Genomic DNA, 24,103 nt, shown 5'->3' on the forward strand with positions numbered 1-24,103 from the left:
GTCAGAGGGGCAGGTGCGACGCCCTCAGCGGGCCGCAGCGAGCCGGGCGGCCAGCGCTTCGAGCGCGGCGACGTCGGCCTTCAGCGCGGCCCGGCGCGGCGCCCGTTCGGTTTCGGCGGCCTTGAGGGTTTCCGCCCGCTCGGTGAGGGTCCGCTCCAGTTCCGCGCGCCGGGCGGCCAACCTCGCCGCGACGGCGTCACGCACCTCCTCCAGCATCCGGGCGATGCCGTTCTTGAGCTCTGCGGGTACCTCCTGGTTGAGCCTGCGTATGAGTGCGTGCAGGTGCCTCGTAAGGTCGGCGCGTGTCCTTGCCCGCTCCTCACGCAGTCGGCGCTGGCTGTGGATGCCGTGGCCGATGAGCCCGCCGATCCCGAACAGCACGAGCGGCGACAGCGTCAGCACGTTGCCGATCATGAACGCGACGCCCATGCCCGGCAGATACCGCTCGACCGCGGTGAACAGGGCGCCGCCCCGCTCGTCCTGGCCGCTCCAGCGCGGCGCGCCCAGGTCGTCGACGCCGGGCGGGCGCACGACGTGCAGGGTGAGCGCGTCCACGCCGTCGGCCGCGAGGTCGGCGGCGAGCCCGAACGCGATACGGTCGGCGCCGCGCCCCGCCGCCGTCTCCATCCGCGCCCACACCGCGCGCAGGCCCGTCTCGATCTCCCTGACGGCCTCCTCGGCGTCCTCAGGGTCGGTCTCGGCTATGAGCTCCTCGGCGGCCGTCTGGACGTCCGTGATGAGCCGCTGGTAGAGGCGCATCAGCTCCTGGTCGAGGGCGGCGAACTCGCGGGCGAGCCTGGTCCGCCAGGCGGCGTCCTCGCGGCCGAGCGCGGTGAGCGCGTCCCGGTCGGCGGTGATCTCCTTGAGCAGCGCCGGATCGCCCGCGAGCGCGAGCAGCCCGCGCCGCCGCTCTCCGGCGAGCCGGTTCAGCACCAGCGCGGCCGTGCGCGCCGCGTTCGCCCGGCGTAGGGCGGTGATCCGGCCTGCGACGCCTTCGATGAGGGCCGCCTCCAGGGGCCCGAAGCCACTCGCCTCTGCGCGCGCCGCGTCGCCCGTGCGGATCGCGTCCAGGCGGAACCTGCTACTGACGGCGTACCACGGGGCCTTCGCGAGCCTTGGGGCGTGCTCGGCGACGAGAGCCAGGTTCCGGTCCAGGACCGCGCGCCAGGAAGGGTACTTGTCGGTCTGGGTGAGGACGAACAGGACGGTCGCGACACGGTCGGTCGCCCGGTGCAGGAACGCGCACTCCGAGGCGGTCAGCTCGCTCGTGCCGCTCACCACGAACAGGACGGCGTCCGCGCGGTCCAGCGCGGCGAGCGTCACCGCGCCGTGCCCGGCGACGAGCCCGCCCACGCCGGGCGTGTCGTACAGGACGAGCCCGCGCGCGAGCGTCTCGGACCGCACGGTCACCTCGACGTGGGTGACGTCAGGGTGCGCGGCCTGGGCAGTCACCGGATCGAGTGCCGCGTACTCGGCGATCCCGCTCAGCCCTGTCTCGACGCGCTCACCTTGCGCGTCGACGGCCACGGCACCCTCCTGATCGCCGTAGCCGACCGCTATGTACGTGCTCGTGGCGAGGTCGGCGTCTACCGGGAGCAGCCCTGGACGTCCCAGGAGCGCGTTCAGCAGCGAGCTCTTCCCGCGCTTCTTCTCCCCGACGACGACGACCCGCGCCGCCCCGTCCGGCAACCCCGCCAGCTCCGCCCTGACCGGATCGGCCGTCCCGGCGAGGCCCATCCGCCCGGCGGCGTCGGCGACGGCGGCGAGGACGTCCTCGATCCGGTCAGCGGACACGGTCGTCGTCGAGCATCCGGTAGACGACGACCTCCGGCTCGCGCAGCACGGCGCCCCGGTCGAGGTAGCCGACGAGCTCCGTGCTCGCGATCGTCTCGTTGTGTTCGGGCACGTCCGTCTTGCGGAAGGTGAGGGATTTGTGCCGGTAGGGGTCGAACCGTTCGCCGTCCGGCGTGTAGACCGTCACCCCGACCCGCTCCAACTGCCGGTTGACCATCCGCCACAGGCCCGGGTTGTGCTCCTGGAGCCGGTCGGCGAGGTCGATGAGGGCGCGCACCAGCAACGTCCGCTCACGCTCGGCAGCGGCGCGCTCAGGGCGCTGCGCGCGCCACGCCCGCTCGGCCTCCGCCGCGTCGGGACGGCCGTCGCGCGCCGCCGGGAGCATCCGGTCGCGCAGCGCGTACCAGCACAGCAGCGCGCCCAGGACGAGGCCCGTGGCGAGCGTCGTGACGAGCGTGACCGTCCCACGGAACCCGCCGCCGTCCTCCACGGGCCGCGGCGGCTGGACGCCCTCGGCCTGCGTGTTCACGTAGACGTCGAAGCCCTCCGCCTTTCTGCCGTTGAAGAGCCACTTCCCGTCGGAGTGGTGGACGACGTCACGGATCTTGTCACCGTTCTGGTCGGGGGCGAGGCCCAGAAGGCGGTCGGGGCCCACGATGGTGCCGCTCTTGTCGAGGATCTCCATGTCGGAGCCGTAGGTGAACCCGGACTCCGGGTTGTAGATGCGGCCGTCAGGGGCGAGGAGCGCCTTGTCTTTCAGATCCAGGGGAGCCTGCTTGCCCGACTCGTCGATGAGGAAGCCGCCGGGATCGAAGGAGAAGCCCTTCGGGAGCTCCGGCTTTGGCGGGGCGAGGTCCGGAAGGGCGGCGGCCAGCCAGGACAGCGCCTCGTGCGCCAGGCTCATGAGTCCAGGCCGTACGTCCAGCGGGCGTAGTCGGTGTAGACGCTCGTCGTGTTGATGTCCGCCAGGCGCGGCCCCGCCGTCGGGTCCCGCTCCGGATCGGCCACGGGCGGGGCGTCCTCGGCCGCTGCGAGCGCGTCGTGGTAGGCGTCCATCGCGGGCGCCAGCGTGGCGTTCAGGTCCGCCAGGAAGTCCGTGTGGACGCCCGCGGGCTCCGCAGGCAGCGACCCGATGTCCAGGATCGTCTGGTACGCGCCCAGCGACGCGTCATGGGTCAGCGCCGTGATCGCGTCCAGCGTCGGGTTCCCCGTGAGGACGGGCGGGGCCGGCGGCTGGAGGTCGTCCAGGCCCGCGTACTCGGCGAGCGTCATGTCATGCCCGGAGAAGTCCGGTTCCATCGGGTTTGCCTCCCGGTGCGTTGGCGGTTCTGCCCGGTTGGACGGATCCGGAACGCACCGGTGTTCCCGGAAACAGCCGGGTCGGTCCGTCTCGTCCAACCCTGTACTGAGAAAGGTGGTGACCCCATGGCCGGTTGGGTGCTGGCGATCGACTTCGGCACGTCCTTCAGCACGGCCGCGACGCTCCGGGACGGCTCGATCGACCTCGTGGAGGTCGGGAACTCGCGCTATCTCCCCTCGGCCGTCGCGCTCGGCGGGGACGGGGACCTGATGGTCGGAACGGCCGCGCTGAACTATCGCAACAGCTCCCCCGAATCCGCTGAAAGGTGCCCGAAACGGGCGCTGTTGCTGGGGCACGCCGTCCGGCTCGGCGGGACCGACGTGCCCGTCTCGTCCCTCGTGGCGGCCATCTTCCGGCGCTTCGCGGCGGAGGCCACCCGGATCCACGGCGGGCCACCCGAAAGGCTCGTCCTCACCCATCCGGCGCGCTGGGGCGACGTGGAGACAGCCGTACTCAAGGCGGCGGCGGCTGAAGCGGACCTGCCTGAACCGTGGCTGACATCCGAACCCGTCGCGGCCGCCACCTACTACGCGGCGCGCCACCGGGTCGAGGAAGGCAGGTGCGTCGCCGTGTACGACCTCGGCGGCGGCACCTTCGACACCGCCGTCCTGCGCCGCGCCGCCGACGGGTTCGAGCAGGTCGGCGCGGCGGGCGGGCACCCCAGGCTCGGCGGCGAGGACTTCGACGACGAACTGCTCGGCCTCGTCGCCGAACGGGCCGCCGCCGCGTCGCCCGCCGACTGGGAGGCGCTGCACCGCGGACCGGAACCCGCGGTGATGCGACGGCTCAACCTGCTGCGTTCCGACGTCACGAGGCTCAAGGAGGAGCTGTCGGAGCACCTCCAGAGGGAGATCCCCGTAGACGGGTTCGCCGAGGCGGTGCAGGTGCAGCGTGCCGAGTTCGTCGCGCGCATCACCCCGCACCTGCGCACCACCATGGTGGAGCTCGCCGCCACCGTCGAACGCGCCGGCCTCGCCTTCGCGGACCTCGCCGAGATCTACCTCACCGGCGGATCAAGCCGCGTCCCCCTGGTCACCGACCTGTTCGCCGAGACCTTCGGCCGCATCCCCTCCGTCGAAGGCGACCCCAAAACCGTCGTTGTCATTGGCGCCCTCCACTCTTACCGGGCCGCCACCTCCCCCACGTCCGCCCCCGCCTCCGTCACGGCCCCGCCCGCCGACGAGGACGAGCCGCGGATCACGCTGCCCCGCCCCGCGCGGCGCCGCCGCCGACCCGTCGCCCGGTCGGGGATCGCCGCCCTGCTCGGCGTCGCCATCGTCCTCGGCGCGGCCGGCGTCCACGCCGCCATGGAGGACGACTCCAGCTCCAGCCGAACCCACGCCCTCGACGAAGACGACCCGTCCGACTACCCCGACGACGAGCCCGACGAGCCCGACGAGCCCGACCCCCCGTCCCCGTCGCGCTCGCCCTCGCCGTCGCCCGAGGACGAGCCGAGCCGCTTCGACGACCCCAGCCCGTCCCCGCGTCCCACCTCTGATCGGCCGGGCGGATACAACTTCTGGGGCGCGGACGACGAGTCCGACCCGCCCGCGCCGTCCGTCCCGCAGGTCTACTTCCGGTGGAGCGGGTCCGTCGTGTACTGGAAGTGCGACTTCACCGTGCGCGCCGGCGCCGGCTCGGTCCCGCTCTCCTTCACGATCGTGAACAACTCCTCCTACGACACCTACCTGCACGAAGTGGACACTGCGGGCGTCTACACCGGGGGCCGTGCCTACGTCGGCTCAGGACGCAGCATCTATCTCACCGACGCGATCTGGGGTAAGGCGTACGTCCTCGCCGACAAGAACGGAACCTGCCTCGGCAAGTTCGGCCTGAACGGTGCCTACCCGTCCCAACTCGTCATCAGCTAAGCCGACATGAACCCTTCACAGGACGCATCCGGCGTCCCGATCGTCCTTGACTGGGGGTAGGGAGATTTTCTGCGAGACGCTGGTGGAAGCCTGTGCGAAGGCGCGGCCGGTGCTCACCGGGCGGGCCGCGGAGACGGTGGACGCCGTGGTGGCGCGGTTGGCGGAGGAGGCGTTGCGGGTCGCCGTCGGGGGGCGGGTCAACGCGGGCAAGTCGACGCTGGTGAACGCGCTGCTCGGGCAGTCGCTCGCGGCGACGGACGCGACCGAGTGCACGACCGTCGTCACCTGGTTCCGGTACCACCACCACAACCGGGTCGAGGTGACGCCAAGGACGGGCCCCGCCTACCACGTGCCCAGCGCGCCCGGAGGCGGCGTGCCCGCGGACCTCGGTAGGCCCGCGGCGCAGGTGGCGCGCGTCGCCGTCGAGGTGTCGAACGCGGTGCTCAAACGGCACACCGTCGTGGACACGCCCGGCCTCGACAGCCTGACCGGCGGCGGCGCCCTCGACCGCGACTCGCTCGCCGCGCTCGCGTCCTGCGACGCGCTGCTGTTCGTCATGCCGCATCCGGGGCAGCGCGAACAGGAGTCGCTCACCGCGCTGCGCGCCGCCATGGACGGCTCCGGCCTCGCCGTCCGCAACACGCTCGGCGTGCTCAGCCGGATCGACCAGCTCGGCGACGGCTACGGCGACCCCTGGCCGCAGGCCGACCGCATCGCCACCCGTTACGCGGCCCGCCTACGCGGCCTCGTCTCCGACGTGATCCCCATCGCCGGCCTGCTGGCGGAGGCGGCCCTGGGCGATTCCTTCACCGAGTCGGACGCCTTCGCCCTCCAGGACTTGGCTCACGCCACCTCGCCCGAGCTCCGGGGGCGCATCCTCTATTCGCCGGAGGATTTCCTCGCGGAAGCCCCCGTCGGGGGGGAGGCCCGTGCCCGTCTCCTCTCCCTGCTCGGCCTGTACGGCATCGGCGAGGCCCTCGCCCTCGTCGACGACGGCGCCCGCGGCGCCGTCCGGATCACCCGCGCCCTCCGCGCCCGCTCCGGCATCGACCGCCTCCTCGACACGATGCGCACCACCTTCACCGAGGACGCCGACGTGCTCCGCGCCCAAAGCGCCATCACCGCCCTGGATCCGGTCCTCTGGTCCCCGTCCACCCCGGCCGAAGCCACCGCCCTGTCCGCTCTCCGCGCCACCCTGGACCGCCTCCGCCGCCTCCCCGCCCTCCGCCAATCCGAGTACGCCACCCTCCTGGCCGAGTTCCACGCGGGCCGCCTCCCCCTCCCACCCCCCGCCGTCCAGGACCTCATCGACCTGGCCACCGCCCGCACCGACCCCGCCCGAGTCGGCCTCCCCCCCACCGCCCCCACCTCCGAGATCCCCCCCGCCGCCGACGAACGCATCCGCCGCTGGCGCCGCCTCGAATCCGACTACCGCCTCCCCCTCTCCCGAGCCGCCCAATCCCTCCGAGAAACCTACGAATCAATCTATTACCACTACAAAACCCCCTAACCCCCACTCCCACCCCCCCCACGCACCCGCTCCACTCCCACGCACCCACCCCACTCCCACGCGCCCGCTCCACTCCCATGCGCCCGCTCCACTCCCATGCGCCCGCCCCACTCCCACGCGCCCACACCACCCCCACGCGCCCGCCCCACCTCCACGCACCCACCCACCAGCCCCTTCCCCAAGCCGCCCTCCTTCCCTCCTTCATCCAGCCCCGCCACCCCAAGCCTCGACCCGACCGCCCCACCAACTCCCGATCCCGCCCCCCTTCACCGCCCCCATCCCGCCACCCCACCAAGGCCCCAGCGCGCCCCGAGCTTCAGCACCACCAACATCCGAGGCCCGAGGCCCCCGCCCCCATCAGCCTCACCGCACCCCACCGCCACCCCAGCCACCTTCATAGGCCGCCCACCAGTCCAAGACATCGGGACCTCTACCCCTCTCCCACCCCCGATCCCGCCCCACCGGTCCCACTCGTTCCCCACGCTCAACCATCGCCGACGCCCAAAGCCCCCGCCGAGCCAGATCCACCGTGCCGTACCCCGTCACAGTTCTCTCCCGCCCGCCCCGTCGGATTCTTCCCAACCGCAGCCACACTCCACCGTCGCCGACGCCCAAAGGCCCCCTCGGCCCAGCTCGCGGCATGTGCCGACATCTTTCCGCGTGGCAGTACCGAGCTCCCACCGCCCATGTCGATCGCTGCGCGGTCCCCTCCACCCGCTTCGGCACCCATCCGCACCCGCAGCACGCCAGCATCCGGCCACCCGAAGCACCATTCTCCGCGCCGCAGAAGTGCCGACGCCGTCGCACCCTCGGCAGCGGCGCTTCACCTCCACCCGCTCCGGCGCCCATCCCCACCCGCAGCACGCCAGCATCCGGCCACCCGAAGCACCACTCTCTGCGCCGCTGAAGTGCCGACGCCGTCGCGCCTCCGGCAGCGGCGCTTCACCTCCGCCGGTCCACCGGCGCCGGTCTTGCCCGCTCTCACCATGGGCCCACTCGTCTGCCGAATCTCCCCGATCCTCCGGCGCGGCTCCCCTTTCCGTCGGCAGCGACGCTCCGGCGTCCCGACGCCCAAAGCCGCCGCCATCGGCCCTACTGAGCTTTGCTTCTGCTTCCCAGTCTAATGTCGCTGGCTGCCTGCTCTGCTGGGTTCGTGTCTTCGGCTGCCGCTGTCTCTTGGTGGTCTGAGGGTGTGTTGGCGTCCGGCTGTGTTTTGGGTGTTTGTTCTTGGTTGTCGATGTTGTGTGTTGGTTTGGAAGGGTGTTGGTGGCTTTACTGCGTTGGTGACGGGGATTCGGGCTTGCCTCCGTTGTGGGGGTGATTGTCGGGTGGAGTTGTTGTTCGGCCTGAGGTGTTGGGCTCGGTTCTTGTGGTTGGTGGGGTTTCGGGGTTGTTGGGGTTTGGGGCTATTGCTGGGGTGGGTGTGTCGGGTGTTGGGGTCTCGCCGTGGGCTGGGGGCGGGGTGGTGGTGCCCGTGTTGATGGTTGAGCGGGACGCGTCGGCTTGTTGTGGGATGGCGTGGTTGTCTGGGGGTGGGTTGGTGTTTGGGGTTGTTGTGGTGGTTTGGCAGTCTTTGGTCTTTGGGGTTTCTGGCGTTGGGGGGGCGAGGGGGGCGGCGGGTGGGTGTTCTGTGGGGCTGGTGTTGGGGGCTTTGTGGTGTGTTGTGCTTGTGGCTGTGGGGGAGCTCTCCGGCGGGGTGGGGGTGCCGTGCGCTGTCGGCTCGTTCTGGGTTGTGGCCGGTCCGGAGGCGGGGGCGGGGGTGTGCGGGGGTGTGATGGCGGGGCCGGGTTTGGGGTGCGGGGCTTCGTGCGCTTCCGGAGGGGTGCTGGTGGTTGGGTGGGTTGTGGCTGGGGTGTTCTCGGGACTTGGGGTGTCGGGTGTTCCCGGGGGGACGCTGGTGGCTGGGTGGGGTGTGGCGGGTGTGTGCTTGGGGGATGCGCCTCCGTGGGTGGGGGCGCTCAGGGGGGTTGCGGGTGGTGGGGTCTCGAATTCTGGGGCGCTCTGTGTGCCTGGGGTGGCGCCATCGGCTGGGTCGGTTGTGGTGGGTGCGGCTGGAGGGGTGGTGAGGAGGGTGAAGCGGGCGGCTAGGGAGCCGAAGAGGGTGGAGTCGGGGGTGAGGGACTGGGTGGAGGGGATGTCGGACGGGGGGCCCAGGATGATGATGCGGGGGGCCAGCCAGAGGAGGTAGAGGGCCTCGACGGGGTCGTTGTCATGGTCCAGGACGACGACGTCGAAGGAGTTCGGGGCGGGCGGGACCGTGACGGGGACCTGGTCGCGGGGCATGATCCAGAGCGGGAGGGACTCCGGGGCGGGGTGGGCGCCGGCGCGGCGGAGGGCCCAGGACCATGCCTCGGCGGCGGCCAGCGCGGACTTGGCCTCGGCCGCGAGGGACTCCGTGCGGGCCAGGTCCTCCTCGGCGCGGGCCTCGGCGGCGGGCCGGGGACGATCCGCCAGATAGGAGGAGATATAGGCCCAGCGCCACGCCTCGTCCCACTCCTCGGGCACGATGACACCCGCCGTGGCCAGCGCCGGATGCGCCTCGGCGAGACGGTTCAGCAGGGCGGTACAGCGGGCCTGGACGCGCTGCTCCTCGCGGGCCGCCTCCAGCGCGGTGAGGCAGCGCTCGTAGGCGGGCAGATCCCGGGCGGACAGGGCGGCGGCCGCGGCCGTCAGCTCCGGAGGGGCGCCGCCGCGCCGGATCTGGAGCTCCACCGCCTGCCGCATCGAGGCGAGCGCCGCCCACGCCGTTGACGCGCGGCGCCGGATCCGGACGGTCTCCAACGCGCCCCGATAGGTGATCCACTCCTCCGGGGACGTCAGCGGCACCGCGAGGCCGACGTGCCGGAGCAGCCCGGCCGTGTCGGCGATGGCCCGCAGCGCCGTCCTGACCTGCGCGAGCCGCGTGTACAGCCCGGCGAACTGGGCGACCATGCCGTCGAGCGCCGGTGTCTCGGTGAGCGAGACGCCCGCCGCCGACCACGCGCCGACCAGATCCTCGACGGCCTGCCTGCCCTCCAGCGCGGCGATGACGACGTCGAGCAGCTCGGCGGTGGTGGGCGCCTCGCCGTCGACGGTGGCCTCGGTGAGCAACGGCTCGGCCCGCCGCTGCACCGCCGGGCGCAGCGGGCCGCGCTTCAGCGTGCCGCCCGACGCCAGGTGCTCGCGCAGCTCGCGCGCCGTCGTGATGAGCTCGCCTTCGGTGCCGGTGGGCAGCAGCACCCAGCGCGCCCCGACCATGCGGAGCGCGCGGTCGGCGACGGCGGCCCGCGCGCCGAGCTCGGACAGCCGCTCCCAGCCGGGGGACGGCCCGGCCATGCCGTCGCGTAGCGCGCGCAGCGCCCAGTCCCTGCTGTCCCAGCTGACGCCCAGTTCGGTGAGGGCGCGGTGCACGGTGCCCGCCGCTGCCTCCAGCCGGTCGATGACCGCGGGATCGCGGTCGGCGAGCCGCTGGGCGAGATCGCCCGCCGGGTCGGGCGCCGGGATCTGCGCGACGCTGACGAGGGCCCGTACCTGGTCGACGCCGGGCAGCGCGCCCGGCTCGGGCAGCAGCTGCGCGGCCCGCGCCCGCCGCTGCGGGGTCTGGGTGGCCAGCAGCCCGGCCAGCTCGGCCGCCTCGGCCGCGCTGAGCGGCGGGCGCTCGGGCAGGCCGGGGATGACCGGCATCCACCGGTGGCCGGGCCGCAGCAGCGCCTCCAGCTCCTCCAGCGAGCCCCGGTAGCCGGGGCCGAAGTCGTAGGAGACGTCGGCGCGCAGCTCGGCGAGCAGGGTGCGCAGCCGGGCCGCCTCGGCCTCCAGCGCCTGCGCCCGCGCGCCGTGCTCGGCCAGCGCCCGCTCGTACCGCTCGGGGTCGTGCGCCGCGACGCGCTGGGCCAGCGCGCGCAGCCGTTCGTCAAGATCGGTGCGGCCCCCGGCGACCGTCACCGCCAGCCCGGCCAGCTCGGGTGGCAGCGACTCGCGCAGCTCGTGCGGCCGCGCGGAGACGGCGAGGACCCGCTGGCCGCGCGCCAGCAGCGCGGTGAACAGCCCGCCCGCCGCCTGCCGGTCGGGAACGTGGGCGAGCCTGTCGTTCTCGCCGGGGTGCAGGAACCGGGCGATGCCCGGCGGGACTTCGGCGCCACCCGAGGTGAGCGCGGCGAGCATCGCGTCGAGGTAGTCGATGAGGGACAGGTCGGCGTAGGAGCGCAGCACCAGCGCGGGCGCCAGGCGGACGCGCGGGCCGGTGGCCTCGGGGTCGTCGGTCCAGTCCTCGCGGAAGGGCACCGGCTCGTCGAACGCGAACCCGCACCACTTGCGCAGGATGTCCGCGGCGGACGCGCGCAGCGCCGCGCCCTGCCCGGAGCGGACCGCGTCGCGCAGCCAGTCGGTGCGGGCGGCGCGGAACCCCGGCAGGCCCTCCAGCAACTCCCGGTCGCGCAGGACCGTCGGCCGCTCGGACAGGACGACGTCCACCCGCTCGGTCTCCGGGTCCAGCCGGATCCGGACGGGGGTGAGCAGCAGGTGGTCGCGGACCTCGGTGCCGTCCTCCGCCGTCCAGGTGAGCAGGCCGGTGGCCAGCACGAGCTGCCTGCCCTCGGGGATCTCGGCGTGCGCGCGCAGCGTCCGGTACCAGCGGCGCAGCGCGAGCCAGCCGTCGAACTCGCTGAGCTCGGCCGGCGGGGTGAGCGGGATGGGGGGCAGACCGAGGAGCGCCTCGCCGGGGCGTGCCTCGGTGTGCACCGGCAGCTCGGCGGGAAGCTCGGCGAGCCAGTGCACCTCGTCGTGGCCGTCGACGTCGAGGACCCGGAGGCGCTGGGCGCGCGCCAGGTCACGCAGGAAACGCAGCAGGTTTCCCGTCTCGTCTTTCAGCTCCCCGCGCACGCCCCCTCCTCCCGATCCCCGATCTAACACGCCGCCCCACAAAACTCCAAGAGGCGCACGGCTGTTCGACGCGGGAGGCCGCGCGCACCACGCGGTAGCGTACGGTGACACGATCGGCACGTTGAGCATTTTCGCGCGTTCGGGATGGCGGTTTCAACCGCCGCGGCGCCGGACCGCCTCCGCGGAAGGGATCATGATCCACAGCACGACGTAGACGAGGAACTGCGGGCCGGGCAGGATGCAGGACAGCAGGAACAGCACCCTGACCAGCGTCGGGCTGATCTCGAACCGGCGGGCGAGGCCCGCGCACACTCCCGCGATCATCCGGCCGCCGGGCTCGCGGCCCGGCCGGTACAGCGTCGACATTTCTTTTCCTCCCCGATGCGTTCAGGACCGGTGCGTTCGGCGCGTTCGGTCCATGCACGCTCCACGCTAGGTTTCCCGCGCGCCCCGCGAATCCCCTGCTCGGATGGTCCTCGATTCATCCTCACGGGTTAAGGAATCGCCTCTAGGGGACGCCGACTGCCGCGCCCGCGGTACCACCGATCACACCGAATCCCCGCAACCGCGCCGAATCGCCCAGCCGTGTTCCGCACAACGTCTACCGCGCCGAGATGACCCGAGTCCGTCCCGCTGGGCCGAACAGGGCCCAGCCGTCCGCGCGGCGCCCGCCGAAGCGTCCAGGCGAAACCAGGAGAATTGACCGGCCGTCGCAGGTCAGGGCGTCAGGGTGTGGTGAGGAGGGCGGTGAGGGCGTCGAGGTCGACGAGGGTGTGGGTCGGCGGGGTGGGGAGCGGGGTGAGGGCCTGGACGTGGGCCCAGGGGCCGCGCAGCAGGAAGGCGGTGCGCAGGCCCGCGGCGGCGGCCGGGACGATGTCGTTGTCCACGCGGTCGCCGACGTAGAGGATCTCGGCGGCGGGCAGCCCCGCCTCCTGGCAGAGGCGCGCGAAGAAGGCGGGGGAGGGCTTCTCGACGCCCCACTCGGCGGACATCGCGGCGAGGTCGGTCTCCAGTCCGAGCGCGGCGAACCGGGCGGCGGCCTCGGCGGGCTGGTTGCCCGCGACGCCGACGACGTACCCGTGCCGGCGCAGGGCGGCGAGGCAGCGCCGGGCGTCCGGGTAGAGGTCCCGTTCGTCGAAGCCGTTCGGCACGCCGGCGGCGCGCCGGGCCTCCTCCTCCGCCGCGAGGTCAAAACCGGGGCGGAAGTGCTCGAAGACGGCCATGTGGGGCTCGCCGCGCGCGATCACCCCGCCGAGCACGGCGTGGAAGGTGTGGCGGGGGACGCCGAGCCAGTCGGCCCAGGCGTCGTAGATGCGGCCCTCGTTGATGAGGGTCTCGCCGACGTCGAAGAAAACCGCCTTGATCTCCACTTCTCGCATCTTAGGGGGCCTCTTCCCAGCGGGGACGCGAGGGTTTACCTTGCGGTGATATGACCAAGCGCTAGTTAGGTGGTGTTCACTTGCCCGTACCCGACCAGCGCGACCCGGAAGTGACGCGCGCCATCCTGGACTCCTGGCTCGTCGACCGCCTCCCCGGCGCCCGGGTGGACCGGCTGGAGACCCCGTCGACGAGCGGCTTCTCCGCCGAGACCCTGCTGTTCTCCGTGGGCGGCGCGGACTACGTCGCCAAGGTCGCCCCGACCGGCTACCAGATCTTCCCCGAGCCCCGCTTCGAGGAGCAGTACGCGGTCCTGCGCGAGCTCCACGCGCGCGGCCTGCCCGTGCCGGAGGTGTTCTGGTACGAGCCGGACGCCTCCCTGTTGGGCGCCCCGTTCTTTGTGATGGCGGCGCGGCCGGGGCGTGCGCCCTCGGACATGCCGCCCTACCACCAGGAAGGGTGGGTCACCGAGATCGCGGAAGAGGAGCGGGCGGCCCTGTGGGACGCGGGCCTGCGCGCGATGGCTTCCGTCCACCACCAGGACGTCAAGGGCCTGGAGTACGTCGACCAGACCAGGTACGGGCCCACCGGATGGGGCCAGCGTCTCGCGTACTACGAGAACTACCTGAAGTGGGCGTACACGGGGACGGTGCCCGTGGCCGAGCGGGCCCTGGAGTGGCTCCGCGCCCACCCGCCCCGTGAGGAGAGACCGCCCGCCCTGCTCTGGGGCGACTCCAGGATCGGGAACCTGCTGTTCGTCGAAGGCGAGGTGACCGCCATCCTCGACTGGGAGATGGTCACCCTCGGCCAGCCGGAAGAGGACCTGTCCTGGTACCTGTACCTGGACCGGCACCACCGCGACGCCGTCGGATCGCCCGGCCTTCCCGGCTTCCCCACGCGGGCGGAGACGATCGCCCGTTACGCCGCGCTCCTTGGCCGCGACCTGGACGACCTCCGCCCCTACGACGTCCTCTCCGGCCTCAAGTTCGCCGCCGTCATGGCCCGGATAGGCCAGCTACTCATCCACTACGAGCTCGTAGGCCCCGACGACCCCTTCCCCTACGACAACACCGCGACGAGGCTGCTGCACAAGGTGCTGGAGGAGCTGTGACGCTGTCCCCCCTGGACGACCACCCCGTCCACCAGATCTCCGGCGTGATGCGCCACGTGGCCACGTCGGACCGCAACTTCTACGACCGCTACTACTTCAACTGCCACCCCTGCTCGGACGAGATGATGCTCATCGTCGGCGTGGGGCAGTACCCGAACCTCGGCGTCACCGACGCGTTCGCGGTGCTGCGGACGGGCACCGAGCACCGCGTCGTACGGGCCTCCCGCGAGCTCGGAGCCGACCGCATGGACACGTCGGTGGGCCCGTTCCGCGTGGAGGTCCTGGAGGGCCTCAAGCGGCTGCGGGTCGTCCTGGAGGACGAGGGCCACGGCCTGTCGTTCGACCTGACGTGGGAGGGCACCGTCCCCGCGACGCTCGAACCCCGCCACTACCTGCGCTGGCAGGAACGCGTCATGTTCGATTCCACCCGGATGGCGCAGACCGGCCGCTGGAGCGGCGTGATCACCCACGGCGACACCACGGTCGACGTAAGCCCGGACCGCTGGTGGGGCACCCGAGACCGGTCCTGGGGCATCCGTCCCGTAGGCGAGCCGGAGCCTCTGGGCGTCCAGGTCAAGAACGCGGGGACTTTCTACTGGATGTACGCGCCCATGCAGTTCGAGGACCACGCGATCCTCACGATCGTGCAGGAGGACGAGAAGGGCAGGCGCCTGTTGGAGGAGGCCCTCCGGGTGTGGTCGGACCCGGCGCGGGAGGCCGAGTACCTGGGGCGCCCCGAATACCGGCCCGTCTACGCGGAGGGGACGCGTGACGTCGTCTCCGCGACGATCTCCTTCGCGCCACCCGGAGGCGAGCCCTTCGACGTCCAGGTAAGCCCGCTGCTTCCGGTGCACATCATGGTCGGCACGGGTTACGGCCTGGAACCCGACTGGAAGCACGGCATGTACCAAGGCTCCGAGCCCGTCGTCCAGTCCGTCCTGCACGACACCCAAAAGGAGGCCGACCGCTTCTGGGGCATCGTCGACTCCGTCGCGCGCTTCACCTACCCCGCGCCGAACGGCCCAACAACGGGCTACGGCCTCTTCGAGTACATGGCCCTGGGCCCCCACCCGTCCTTCACCTGACCCGCCGCGCACGCGCACGCGGGTGGGCGGCTCCTCCAGGGGGCCGCCCACCGGCGGACGGCTAGGGGGCGGTGGGGGCCAGGGCTCGGACGGCCTCGGCGCCGGTGAACTGGGAGGTGGGGAGGGGCATGAGGACGGGGGTGGTGAGGCCGTTGGAGACGTAGGACCTGATCTGGGCACGGCAGGATTCGGGGGTGCCGTGGATGACGAGGGCGTCGACCACCTCGTCGGGGATGGCCTTGAGGGCGCCCTGGCGGTCGCCGGAGGCCCACGCCTCGTGCATGGGGCGGAGGGCCTCGCCGCGGCCCAGCCACTCGTGGAAGGCGCGGTAGACGGGGACGTTCAGGTAGGACGCGATGAGCCAGCGGCCCAGGTTGCGGGCCTCCTCGGCGTCGGAGGTGGGGGCGACGAAGAGGCGGGCGAGGAGTTCCTTGTCGGGGTGGAACGCCTCGCGGACCTGGGCGACGTCGGTGGCCGACAGCCAGTTGGTGATGGCCGCGTCGGCCTCGCGCGCGGCGAGCCTCAGCATCCCGGGACGCAGCGCCGCCAGCGCGATCTGCGGCGGCACCTCCGGCGCGGACTCCAGCCGGAACCCCTTGACGCCCAGGGCCTCGTCGGTGACCTTCTCGCCGGACAGGGCGCGCCGCAGGAAGCGCAGCGTGTCGCGGACCTTGGCGAACGGCTCGGTGAACGGGATGCCGTTCCAGCGTTCCACGATGGTGTCGCTCGACGTGCCTATGCCGAGGATGAAGCGGCCGGGAGCGAGGTCGGCGATGGTGGCGGCCTGTTGGGCGAGCAGCGCAGGGCCGCGCGTGTAGACGGGCACGATGGCGGGCCCGAGCCTTAGGGTCGGCGCCCACTGCGAGGCGAGAGCGAGTGGAGTGAAGCCGTCGTAGCCGTTGGTCTCGGCGGACCACACGTCGGTGTAGCCGAGGCCGGCCAGCTCCTCCACCAGCGCGCGGTGGTCGGCGAGTTTGACGCCGGGCAGCGGAATGGTCAGTCCCCAGTTCATGCGAGCCTCCTGCTTGAAGGTGGTCAGGCGATCGCCGGGCGGATCACGGAGCCGCCGTCGACAACCATGGTCTGTCCGGTCATCCAGGACGAGCAGTCGCCGGCGAGGAACACCGCGGCCTCCGCGATGTCCTCGGGCACGCCCAGGCGGCCGAGGGGGAGCGCCTTGGCGATGGCCTCCTCGTTGCCTTCCCAGAGCCCGGCGGCGAGCTTGGTTTTCACCAGGCCGGGCGCGATGGCGTTGACGCGGACGCGCGGCGCGAGCTCGACGGCGAACTGCCGGGTCAGGTGGATGACCGCGGCTTTTGTTGAGTTGTAGTAGCCGATGCCGTGTTCGGTGACGAGGCCGCCGATGCTCGCCATGTTGATGATCACGCCGCCGTGCTCGGCCATCGCGGCCTTCCAGGCGAGCTGTGTCCACAGCACGATGGCGTACTGGTTGACCTCGACGGTCTTGGCGGCGCGCGCGGCGTCGATCTCGACCATCGGGCCGAAGTGCGGGCTGGTGCCCGCGTTGTTGACGAGCACGTCGAGGCCGCCGAAAGCGGTGAGGGCCGCTTCGACGGCGGCGGTGGCGGCCGCCTCGTCGGCGACGTGGGCCGCCTTGGCCAGCACGCCGACCCCTGGATGGGCGGCCTTGAGTTCGGCGGCGACCTCGTCGAGCGCGTCCTGCTTGCGGGAGGAGAGCACCACGTTGGCGCCCTCCGCCGCGAGGGCGAAGGCCGTCGCCTTGCCTATGCCGCGTGACGCGCCGGTGATGAGCGCGGTCTTGCCTTCGAGTCCCGTCCGCATGGTCAGCCTCCCGAATGTGGTTCTGGGCACTCTATCGGCTAAGTGACTCGTGGGTTACTTCGCCCCCGTGGCATGGTGGGGTGCATGACGCAGACCGCTGACACCCCACCCCGCCGCGGCGACGCGGCGGCCCTGCGCCTCAGCGCGGGCCTCGCCGCGATGGGGGCGCTGCACTTCGCCGTGCCCCGACCCTTCGACGCGATCATCCCCGAGTCGCTGCCCGGCACACCGCGCGCGTGGACGCATCTCAGCGGCATCGCCGAGATCGCCGTCGCCGCCGCGGTGGCCAACCCCAGCACCCGTCGCCTCGGCGCGCTCGCCGCCGCCGGGCTGTTCGCCGCCGTCTTCCCGGCCAACATCAAGATGGCCCGGGACTGGAAGGACAAGCCGAAGCCTCTGCGGCTCGCCGTGCAGGCCCGCCTTCCGCTCCAGGTGCCGCTCGTGGTCTGGGCGCTGTGGGTGGCGCGCAAGGCCGACGCCTAGGGGCGCCTCCCCGCGGTCCCGGAAATCCGCGCGGTGATGGACAGAAATCCCGACGGCGGACATACCAGAACACTATGCTGGGCGCGACCGTACGCCAGTGATCCAGTGCGTTCCGCATCCGTCCCCGACCGGGAGGAGTCCCCGATCCCTCCCCGACCTCGCGCGAACATCCGCCGCGGTTCCGGCGTCTAACGCAACCAGAGCGCACTCCCGGACGCGACGCGGACGGGACGCCGCCCTTATGCACCTTCGAACCTGGATATGGTCGCTTCTATGCCGAACGAGACCCCGAGTGACCGGATATTGGCGCGTCGGTACCGGTTGCACACGCAGGTCGGCAGGGGCGGCATGGGCACCGTCTGGCAGGCGTTCGACGAGGTCCTGGGCCGTGACGTCGCGGTCAAGGAGGTCATCCTTCCGCACGGTCTGACCGACGAGGAGCGCGACCTCCAGCACCGGCGCACGTTCCGCGAGGCGCGGACGGCGGCCAGGCTGGCCCATCCGGGGGTCGTCACCGTCTATGACGTGGTCGAGGAGGACGGTCGGCCCTGGATCGTCATGGAGCTGATCAAGGCCGACTCGCTGGACAGGGTGATCAAGGGCGAGGGCACCCTCGGGTACCGGAGGGCCGCCCGGATAGGCGGCCAGATGATCAGCGCGCTGCACGCCGCGCACGAGGCGGGCGTCCTGCACCGCGACGTGAAGCCGTCGAACGTGCTGCTGGCTCCGGGCGACCGGGCGGTCCTCACCGACTTCGGCATCGCGACGTCCACCGGGGACGCCACGCTGACCGCCACCGGCCTCGTGATGGGATCGCCCGCCTACATCGCGCCCGAGCGCGCGCGCGGCAAGGTCGCCGGGTCCGCCTCCGATCTGTGGTCGTTGGGGATCACCCTGTACGCGATGGTCGAAGGCAAGTCGCCGTACGAGCGGCCGGAGCCGATGGCCTCCCTAATCGCGATCATCACTGACGACGTGGTCGTCTCGGAGAAGGCGGGCCCGCTGTGGCCCGTCATCGAGGGGCTGCTGGACAAGAACCCCGACACCAGGCTCACCGTGCACGAGGCGGGCCGGATGCTCGACGAGCTGGCCCGCGACGGCAAGCTGAGCGGCGAGCACCAGGTGGCCGTCGCGCTGCGGTCCGAGGCGCCCGCCGAGGCCGCGCCGACGACGGCCGAGCGGCTGCCCGACGACGGCCTCGACCTGTTCGGCGCGCGCACCGAGGCGGCGTCCTCGCGCGGGCCGTCCCGCACCACCGGCCTGATCGTCGCGGTGATCGTGCTGGTCACCGCGATCATCGTCGGCGGCATCGCGCTGGCGCAGAGCTTCACCGGCTCCGGGGGCGAGGCCGAGGGCGGCGAGAACGCCGCGAAGCCGCCGTCGGTCAGCCAGCCCGCCGCGTCCGGCACGGACGGCGCCACGCCCACCTCAACGCCGACCACGACCGTGACGCCCACCGCGGCCGACGGCGCCCCGCCCGCCGGGTTCCGCCTCCACCAGGACGCCAGCGGCTACTCGGTGTTCGTGCCGAACGACTTCGGCGAGCCCGACCGCCGCGACCCGCTGAACCACTACTTCGACGGCGCCAACGGCCTGCGCGTCCAGATCGGCCAGACCGACCAGCCGGGGCCGAACGCCCTGGCCGACTGGGAACAGCAGGCGCCTAATAACGGGTTCACCGGCTACCAGCTGATCGGCATCCGCCCGTCCGGCGCGGAAGGCAAGCCCGTGGCCAGCACCGACGGGGCGGCCTCGGCTGATTGGGAGTTCACCTTCCAGGGCAGCAGGGGCGGCCAGATGCGCGCGCTCAACAGGGGGTTCGTCATGGGCGACATGGGCTACGCCATCCTGGTGATGGCGCCCGCGTCGTCGTGGGACGAGACAATGGCCCGGCTCGAACCGCTCTTCGCGAGCTTTAAGGGCAAATGACACAGCAGGCGACCGATGGGGACGGCGGATGACGCAGGGCGAGGGGAGGCTGCTCGGCGGACGCTACCGGCTGGAGTCGGTGCTCGGGCGGGGCGGCATGGGCACGGTCTGGCTCGCCGGCGACGAGGTGCTGGGCAGGTCCGTCGCCGTCAAGGAAGTCATCGCGCCGCGTGGCCTCGACGACACCGCCCGTGACGTCCTGTACCGGCGGATGCTCCGCGAGGCGAGGGCGGCCGCCCGGCTGAGCCACCCCGGCATCGTCGTCGTCCATGACGTGGTCGAAGAAGAGGGCGCGCCTTGGATCGTCATGGAGTACGTGCGGGCGGGCACCCTCCAGGACTCCATCGACGCCAGCGGCCCGCTCCCGGCGGGACGGGTCGCCGAGATCGGACGCCAGGTGCTCGGCGCGCTCCGGGCCGCGCACGCCGCCGGGATCCTGCACCGCGACGTGAAGCCCGCCAACGTCATGCTCGCCGACGACAGGGTGATCCTCACCGACTTCGGCGTGGCGCAACTGGAGGGTGACGCCACTCTCACCCAGACGGGCATCGTCATGGGATCGCCCGCCTATCTGTCGCCGGAGCGCGCACAGGGGCTGAAGCCCGGCCCCGCGTCGGACCTGTGGGCGCTCGGGATGCTCCTGTACACGGCGTGTGAGGGAGTCCCTCCCTTCGAGCGGCCCGAGGTGCTCTCCACCCTCGCCGCGGTCATGATGGAGCCGCTGCCGACCCCGACCCGCGCGGGCCCGCTCGTGCCGGTGATCGTCGGCCTGCTGGAGAAGGACCCCGAGGCGAGGCTGGACGGCGCGACGGCGGCGGAGATGCTGCACCGGGCGCACGCCGAGGCCACCACGATGCCCGCGACGCCGCCGCGGCGGATGCCGGACGCGCGGCGCAGCGGCGACACCTACGATTCGCTGTTCCTGCCGCGCGCCTCCGCGATGGTCACCACGCCGGATCCGGCGCGGCACCTTCCGCGGCAGCCGCCGCCCGCGCCCCGTCCGGCGGTCGTCGAGGTGCCCGTCGCGAGGGACGAGACGCTCTTCCGGCCGACGGAGCAGGTCACCCCGGCCCCGCCGCCGCCCGCGCGTCCCCCGGCGCGGCGCGGCTTCTCCTGGCGCCTCTACGTGGCGCTCGCGGCCTCGGTCGCGGTGCTGCTGGCGGGTGGCCTCTACGCCTTCCAGGAGCGGATCTTCGGGGGTTCGGACGGCTACCAGCGCAGGGACGCGTTCGGGTTCACCGTCTCGGTGCCCAAGGGGTGGCTGCAGAGCAAGTACGACCAGAGCGCCCGCTATGTCCGCTGGGAGGACCCGGACGGAGAGGGCTACTTCCAGTTCGACCTGCGCGACTGGTCCAACGGCAGCCCGGGACTCGCGCCCGAGGACTCCTTCACGCAGTACCCCAAGCAGTTCAAGGACTACCGGAAGCTGTCGCTGAAGCCGGTCGACGTCGGCGGGCAGCCGGGCGCCGAGCTGCGGCACCGGTTCCGCGAGGAGGGCACCAACCGCCTCATGCAGGGCGTGAACCGCCGGTACGTGGTGAACGACGAGCATGTGGCGCTGTTCACCGTCTTCCCCAGGGAGGGCTGGAACCAGTACAAGGCGATCGCCCGGTTTATTCTCGATTCATGTGAATCGTGAGAGGGTGGTGCACCTGTTCTCCTTCTCTTGCGGCTTAGGGGACGTTATGGAACAGGGGCCGGGGCGGCCACTCGGCGGCCGGTACCGACTGCTGGGCGAGATCGGCCGCGGCGGCATGGGCGTCGTCTGGCGTGCCCGCGACACCATGCTCGACCGGGACATCGCCGTCAAAGAGGTCACCTTCGGGCCGGGACTCTCCCAGCGCGAGAAAGACGTGCTCAAGCAGCGCACCCTGCGTGAGGCGAAGGCGTCCGCGCGGCTCAACCACCCCAACGTCGTCACGGTGCACGACGTGGTGGAAGAGGACGGGCGGCCCTGGATCGTCATGGAGCTCGTGGAGGCGCGCTCGCTCCAGGACATCCTGGACGTCGAGCGCACGATCGCGCCGTGGCGGGCGGCCGAGATCGGACGGCAGGTCCTGGAGGCGCTGCGGGCGGCGCACGGGCGCGGCATCCTGCACCGCGACGTGAAGCCGTCGAACATCCTCATCAACGAGGACCACCCCGTGCGGGTCGTCCTCACCGACTTCGGCATCGCCCAGATGGAGGGCGACGTCACGCTCACCCAGACGGGCCTGGTCATGGGTTCGCCCGCTTACATCCCGCCGGAGCGCGTCCAAGGCGAACGGGCCACAGCGGCGTCGGACCTGTGGTCGCTCGGCGCGACGCTGTTCGCCGCCGTAGAAGGCCACGCGCCTTACGAGCGGGCCGACGCGATGGCGGTGCTGTCGGCGGCCCTGTCGGAGCCCGCGCCCAAGCCGAGGCACGCGGGGCAGCTCACCCGCGTCCTGGAGGGCCTGCTGACCAGGGAGCCCGCCGCGCGGATGACCGGTGACCAGGCGCTGCCGCTGCTCACCGACGTCTCCTCGTCCCGGCCGAACGTGGCGCCGACCCAGTTCGACGAGACGGTGCTGGACCGGCCGCGCGCGGCCCGCGACGTGGCGCTGGAGACGGTCCTGGACCCCGGGCCGTCCCGGCGGATCCCGCGCGTCGTCGCCGAGCCGGAGGCGCCGCACACGGTGCTGGAGCCGCAGAACTGGGAGCGGCCGTCCGCCCCGACGCCGACCCCTCCGCCGCAGCCCTACGGGTACGCGCAGCCCGCCTACCAGACGCCGCCCCCGATGGCGATGCACACGCCGCCGCCCGTGCCCGCGCCCTCACCCGCCCCGGAAGGCGGCTCCGGCACCGGGCACACGGTGATCATCGTGGTGTCCCTGACGGTCGCGGCCATCGCGATCGCCGTACTCGTCGCCTTCCTCCTGCTGCGCTAGGCGAGCGCACCCTGAGGGCTCAGCCCTGGACGACGAGGCCCTTGACGGCGCCCGCGGCCGCCAGCACGACCGAACCCTCGATCGTCACTCCCGTGAAGGACATGACGGACGGGACGAGCGGGGGCGGCGCGTCCGGCGTCAGCGTCATCGGGAGCAGCCCGAACGCCCTACCGGTGATCTTGGTGGCGTACATGGTGACGGCGCCGGAGAACACGAACTCGCGGGCCGTGAGCGTCGTCCGCTGACCCGACGTCTGCCTGACGTTCGTGAGCGTCGCCGTTGTCATCGAGAACCTGAGCAGCCGGACGGTCCCCGTCGCCGTCGGGAAGCGCACGACGCCGTCATAAGACAGGCCGGTGTGGGTGAGCGCGTCCGCGGTGAGCGTGACGGCCTGCGTGGAGATCGTGAACGGGGCTTCCGCCTTGACGGCCTTGGTGGCGGGCGCCGCGCAACCGGCCGCCTCCCACTGCCGGTAGAACACGACGGCCTGCTCCGGGGTGACGGACGCGGCGTCGCTCGGCACCTCAGGGCAGGCCGTGTCCGCCGCGGCCGCAGGCTCGGCCCCGTGAGCTGGGGCGGCGTGCAACGCGGCGTACAGGGCGGCGCACAGCAGGGTCGGGAGCACGGTGAGGGCCAGGGGCTTGGCGGGCACGGATGAGGCTTTCGGGTCAGGGGACGGGGACGGCGGGCCGCGTCGGGGCTCAGGGAAGTTCAGGGAAGGTCAGGGCAGCAGGCCGGGGATGATCCCGTGGTCGGACGGCGCCCGCTCACGGGCGCGTGTGGGCGCCCAGGCGAAGATCAGCCCGGCGCCGACGACGCCGAGGAGCAGGCCGACGAAGAACCCGCCGAGGTTGGATGTCGGGAACGAGGCGAGCGCCGCGACCATCGCGACGATGCCGTAGAAGTGCCGTTGGACGGGGTGGGTCCAGGCCAGGGCACCCGAGGTGATCAGGAGCGCGCCCGCCAGCCACGAGGCGACCCCGGGCATGCCCTGGTGGATGCTGACGTTGAGCGGCGCGAAGGGCACGGAGATGAGTTCGACGCCCGCGAGCACGACGAACACACCGCCCCAGAAGGGGCGCGTCCGTCGCCACAGGCGGAATCGGTTATTTGCAGACATCGCCGCTTCCGCCGAAGCCGAGCTTCAGGTTGGGGAGCTTGAAGACGCCCGCGGTGGTGGTCCACGCCGTCTGGGAGAGGTTGTTGATCACCACGGTGTCGGCCTGCTGGCCGAACATGCCCGGCTGGTGGCTCCGGATCTTGCCCGCGGCGTCCAGGGTGGAGGCGTCGCGGCCGATCTGGATGTTGGTGAAGGTGGCGTCACCGGAGAGCTCCTCCACGTCGAGGACGAGGTTGCGCGCGGTGACGGGGGCGCGGGAGTTGCCCGCGGTGAGCCGGAGCGCGAACGGGCCGAGCGCGACCGACTGGCACATGTTGAAGATCTTCGCTTCGGCGATGCCGGAGACGGCGACCGGGGTCGGGCCCTTGCCGTAGGGCTGGATGACCCTGCCGAACTGGACGAATCCCTTGCCTTCGAGCCGGTCAGCGGTGATCTTGAAGCTGCTGCCGGAGACGGCGAAGGAGGACGCGAGCGCGCCGGACGCCGTGGCGACGCCGAAGGCCCCGACCACGATGCTCGCGGGGACCATCATCAGGCTGAACCGCTTCCAGTTGACCTTGCCGGTCTCGGGGCTTGCCGATTGCTTCATGTGCGGGTTCCCAAAACTCACGATGGATGGGGTGATTCTTGACACACCAGTCAAATGCCGGTCGAGCTACTTCCAAGTTCTTACTTTCGGCAAGTCGAAGAAACCTCACCTATGCCTCATGATCAGCAGAGATACCCGTGACTCCCATGGTCAAACTCCCAAAGGTCTAGACCAATCCGAGGGTAGGGGGAGTCTGAGCGGGTCGTCAGACGGGTCAGATCATCGGTGGGAAAGGCGATCACGCGGGACCCGGGGTGACCGGGCGTGCGCGGGTGCGCGAAGATGTTCTTGGAAAAGTGGAGGTG

General features: G+C 72.0%; 19 protein-coding genes. 8 read left to right on the forward strand and 11 right to left on the reverse strand.

From position 1 onward, the window contains the following. Positions 1-24: 24 nt before the first annotated feature. From LO762_RS19010 to LO762_RS19020, 3 genes are read right to left on the reverse strand one after another with little or no spacing between them, the layout of a single operon-like run. Entirely contained in the window at positions 25-1,794 is a 1,770-nt protein-coding gene (locus LO762_RS19010) for a dynamin family protein (protein WP_230616898.1), read from the reverse strand. Further along, complete coding sequence (gene grpE, locus LO762_RS19015; protein WP_230616900.1) at positions 1,784-2,698, reverse strand: nucleotide exchange factor GrpE; 915 nt, start codon at positions 2,696-2,698, stop codon at positions 1,784-1,786. The genes LO762_RS19010 and grpE overlap by 11 nt, the downstream gene beginning before the upstream one ends. Next, a complete protein-coding gene (locus tag LO762_RS19020) occupies positions 2,695-3,093 on the reverse strand; it encodes a hypothetical protein (protein ID WP_230616902.1) in 399 nt (132 codons plus the stop codon). The genes grpE and LO762_RS19020 overlap by 4 nt, the downstream gene beginning before the upstream one ends. 126 nt (positions 3,094-3,219) lie before the next feature. Between LO762_RS19020 and LO762_RS19025 the strand changes: the two genes are divergently transcribed. Next, on the forward strand, positions 3,220-5,025 hold the full coding sequence (locus LO762_RS19025) for an Hsp70 family protein (protein WP_230616904.1): 1,806 nt from the start codon (positions 3,220-3,222) through the stop codon (positions 5,023-5,025). A 109-nt stretch (positions 5,026-5,134) separates the two neighbouring features. Continuing rightward, positions 5,135-6,535 carry a dynamin family protein gene (locus LO762_RS19030; RefSeq protein WP_230616906.1) on the forward strand — a complete coding sequence of 467 codons (1,401 nt, stop codon included), beginning with the start codon at positions 5,135-5,137 and terminating at the stop codon, positions 6,533-6,535. A gap of 1,272 nt (positions 6,536-7,807) precedes the next feature. Here LO762_RS19030 and LO762_RS19035 read toward each other — a convergent pair. From LO762_RS19035 to LO762_RS19045, 3 genes are all read right to left on the reverse strand, one after another. Further along, positions 7,808-11,392, reverse strand: coding sequence for a hypothetical protein (locus LO762_RS19035; RefSeq protein ID WP_230616908.1), 3,585 nt, complete (start codon positions 11,390-11,392; stop codon positions 7,808-7,810). Between the two features lie 153 nt (positions 11,393-11,545). After that, entirely contained in the window at positions 11,546-11,758 is a 213-nt protein-coding gene (locus tag LO762_RS19040) for a PspC domain-containing protein (RefSeq protein WP_230616910.1), read from the reverse strand. Positions 11,759-12,117: 359 nt separating this feature from the next. Continuing rightward, the gene (locus LO762_RS19045; protein ID WP_374201579.1) at positions 12,118-12,771 is read right to left on the reverse strand and encodes an HAD family hydrolase; all 654 of its coding nucleotides are present in this window, start codon (positions 12,769-12,771) and stop codon (positions 12,118-12,120) included. Positions 12,772-12,851: 80 nt separating this feature from the next. On the opposite strand from LO762_RS19045, the gene LO762_RS19050 reads away from it, so the two are divergent. Both LO762_RS19050 and LO762_RS19055 read left to right on the forward strand, forming a co-directional pair. Then, positions 12,852-13,880 (forward strand): phosphotransferase family protein, encoded by a 1,029-nt coding sequence (locus tag LO762_RS19050; protein ID WP_230616914.1) that lies wholly within the window; start codon positions 12,852-12,854, stop codon positions 13,878-13,880. Next, the gene (locus LO762_RS19055) at positions 13,877-14,965 is read left to right on the forward strand and encodes a hypothetical protein (RefSeq protein WP_230616916.1); all 1,089 of its coding nucleotides are present in this window, start codon (positions 13,877-13,879) and stop codon (positions 14,963-14,965) included. Before LO762_RS19050 ends, LO762_RS19055 begins: the two co-directional genes overlap by 4 nt. 61 nt (positions 14,966-15,026) lie before the next feature. Here LO762_RS19055 and LO762_RS19060 read toward each other — a convergent pair whose 3' ends face one another. Further along, the gene (locus LO762_RS19060; protein ID WP_230616918.1) at positions 15,027-15,977 is read right to left on the reverse strand and encodes an LLM class F420-dependent oxidoreductase; all 951 of its coding nucleotides are present in this window, start codon (positions 15,975-15,977) and stop codon (positions 15,027-15,029) included. A gap of 23 nt (positions 15,978-16,000) precedes the next feature. Next, positions 16,001-16,768, reverse strand: a complete 768-nt coding sequence (locus LO762_RS19065; RefSeq protein WP_230616920.1) for an SDR family oxidoreductase — start codon at positions 16,766-16,768, stop codon at positions 16,001-16,003. A gap of 84 nt (positions 16,769-16,852) precedes the next feature. Between LO762_RS19065 and LO762_RS19070 the strand changes: the two genes are divergently transcribed. From LO762_RS19070 to LO762_RS19085, 4 genes are all read left to right on the forward strand, one after another. Next, positions 16,853-17,251: a hypothetical protein gene (locus LO762_RS19070; protein ID WP_230616922.1), complete on the forward strand. Its 399-nt coding sequence runs from the start codon at positions 16,853-16,855 to the stop codon at positions 17,249-17,251. Between the two features lie 273 nt (positions 17,252-17,524). Next, positions 17,525-19,180, forward strand: coding sequence for a serine/threonine-protein kinase (locus LO762_RS19075; RefSeq protein WP_230616924.1), 1,656 nt, complete (start codon positions 17,525-17,527; stop codon positions 19,178-19,180). A gap of 28 nt (positions 19,181-19,208) precedes the next feature. Beyond that, positions 19,209-20,819: a serine/threonine-protein kinase gene (locus LO762_RS19080; protein ID WP_230616926.1), complete on the forward strand. Its 1,611-nt coding sequence runs from the start codon at positions 19,209-19,211 to the stop codon at positions 20,817-20,819. A gap of 46 nt (positions 20,820-20,865) precedes the next feature. Further along, complete coding sequence (locus LO762_RS19085) at positions 20,866-22,089, forward strand: serine/threonine-protein kinase (RefSeq protein WP_230616928.1); 1,224 nt, start codon at positions 20,866-20,868, stop codon at positions 22,087-22,089. A 19-nt stretch (positions 22,090-22,108) separates the two neighbouring features. On the opposite strand, the gene LO762_RS19090 is transcribed toward LO762_RS19085, so the two are convergent. The 3 genes from LO762_RS19090 to LO762_RS19100 form a co-directional block, all read right to left on the reverse strand. Continuing rightward, on the reverse strand, positions 22,109-22,741 hold the full coding sequence (locus LO762_RS19090) for a hypothetical protein (RefSeq protein WP_230616930.1): 633 nt from the start codon (positions 22,739-22,741) through the stop codon (positions 22,109-22,111). Between the two features lie 69 nt (positions 22,742-22,810). After that, the gene (locus LO762_RS19095) at positions 22,811-23,209 is read right to left on the reverse strand and encodes a DUF6114 domain-containing protein (RefSeq protein WP_230616932.1); all 399 of its coding nucleotides are present in this window, start codon (positions 23,207-23,209) and stop codon (positions 22,811-22,813) included. Further along, positions 23,196-23,798, reverse strand: a complete 603-nt coding sequence (locus LO762_RS19100; RefSeq protein ID WP_230616934.1) for a DUF6230 family protein — start codon at positions 23,796-23,798, stop codon at positions 23,196-23,198. Before LO762_RS19100 ends, LO762_RS19095 begins: the two co-directional genes overlap by 14 nt. Positions 23,799-24,103 lie beyond the last annotated feature (305 nt).

This window comes from Actinocorallia sp. API 0066 (assembly GCF_020991275.1).
Lineage (GTDB): Bacteria > Actinomycetota > Actinomycetes > Streptosporangiales > Streptosporangiaceae > Actinocorallia.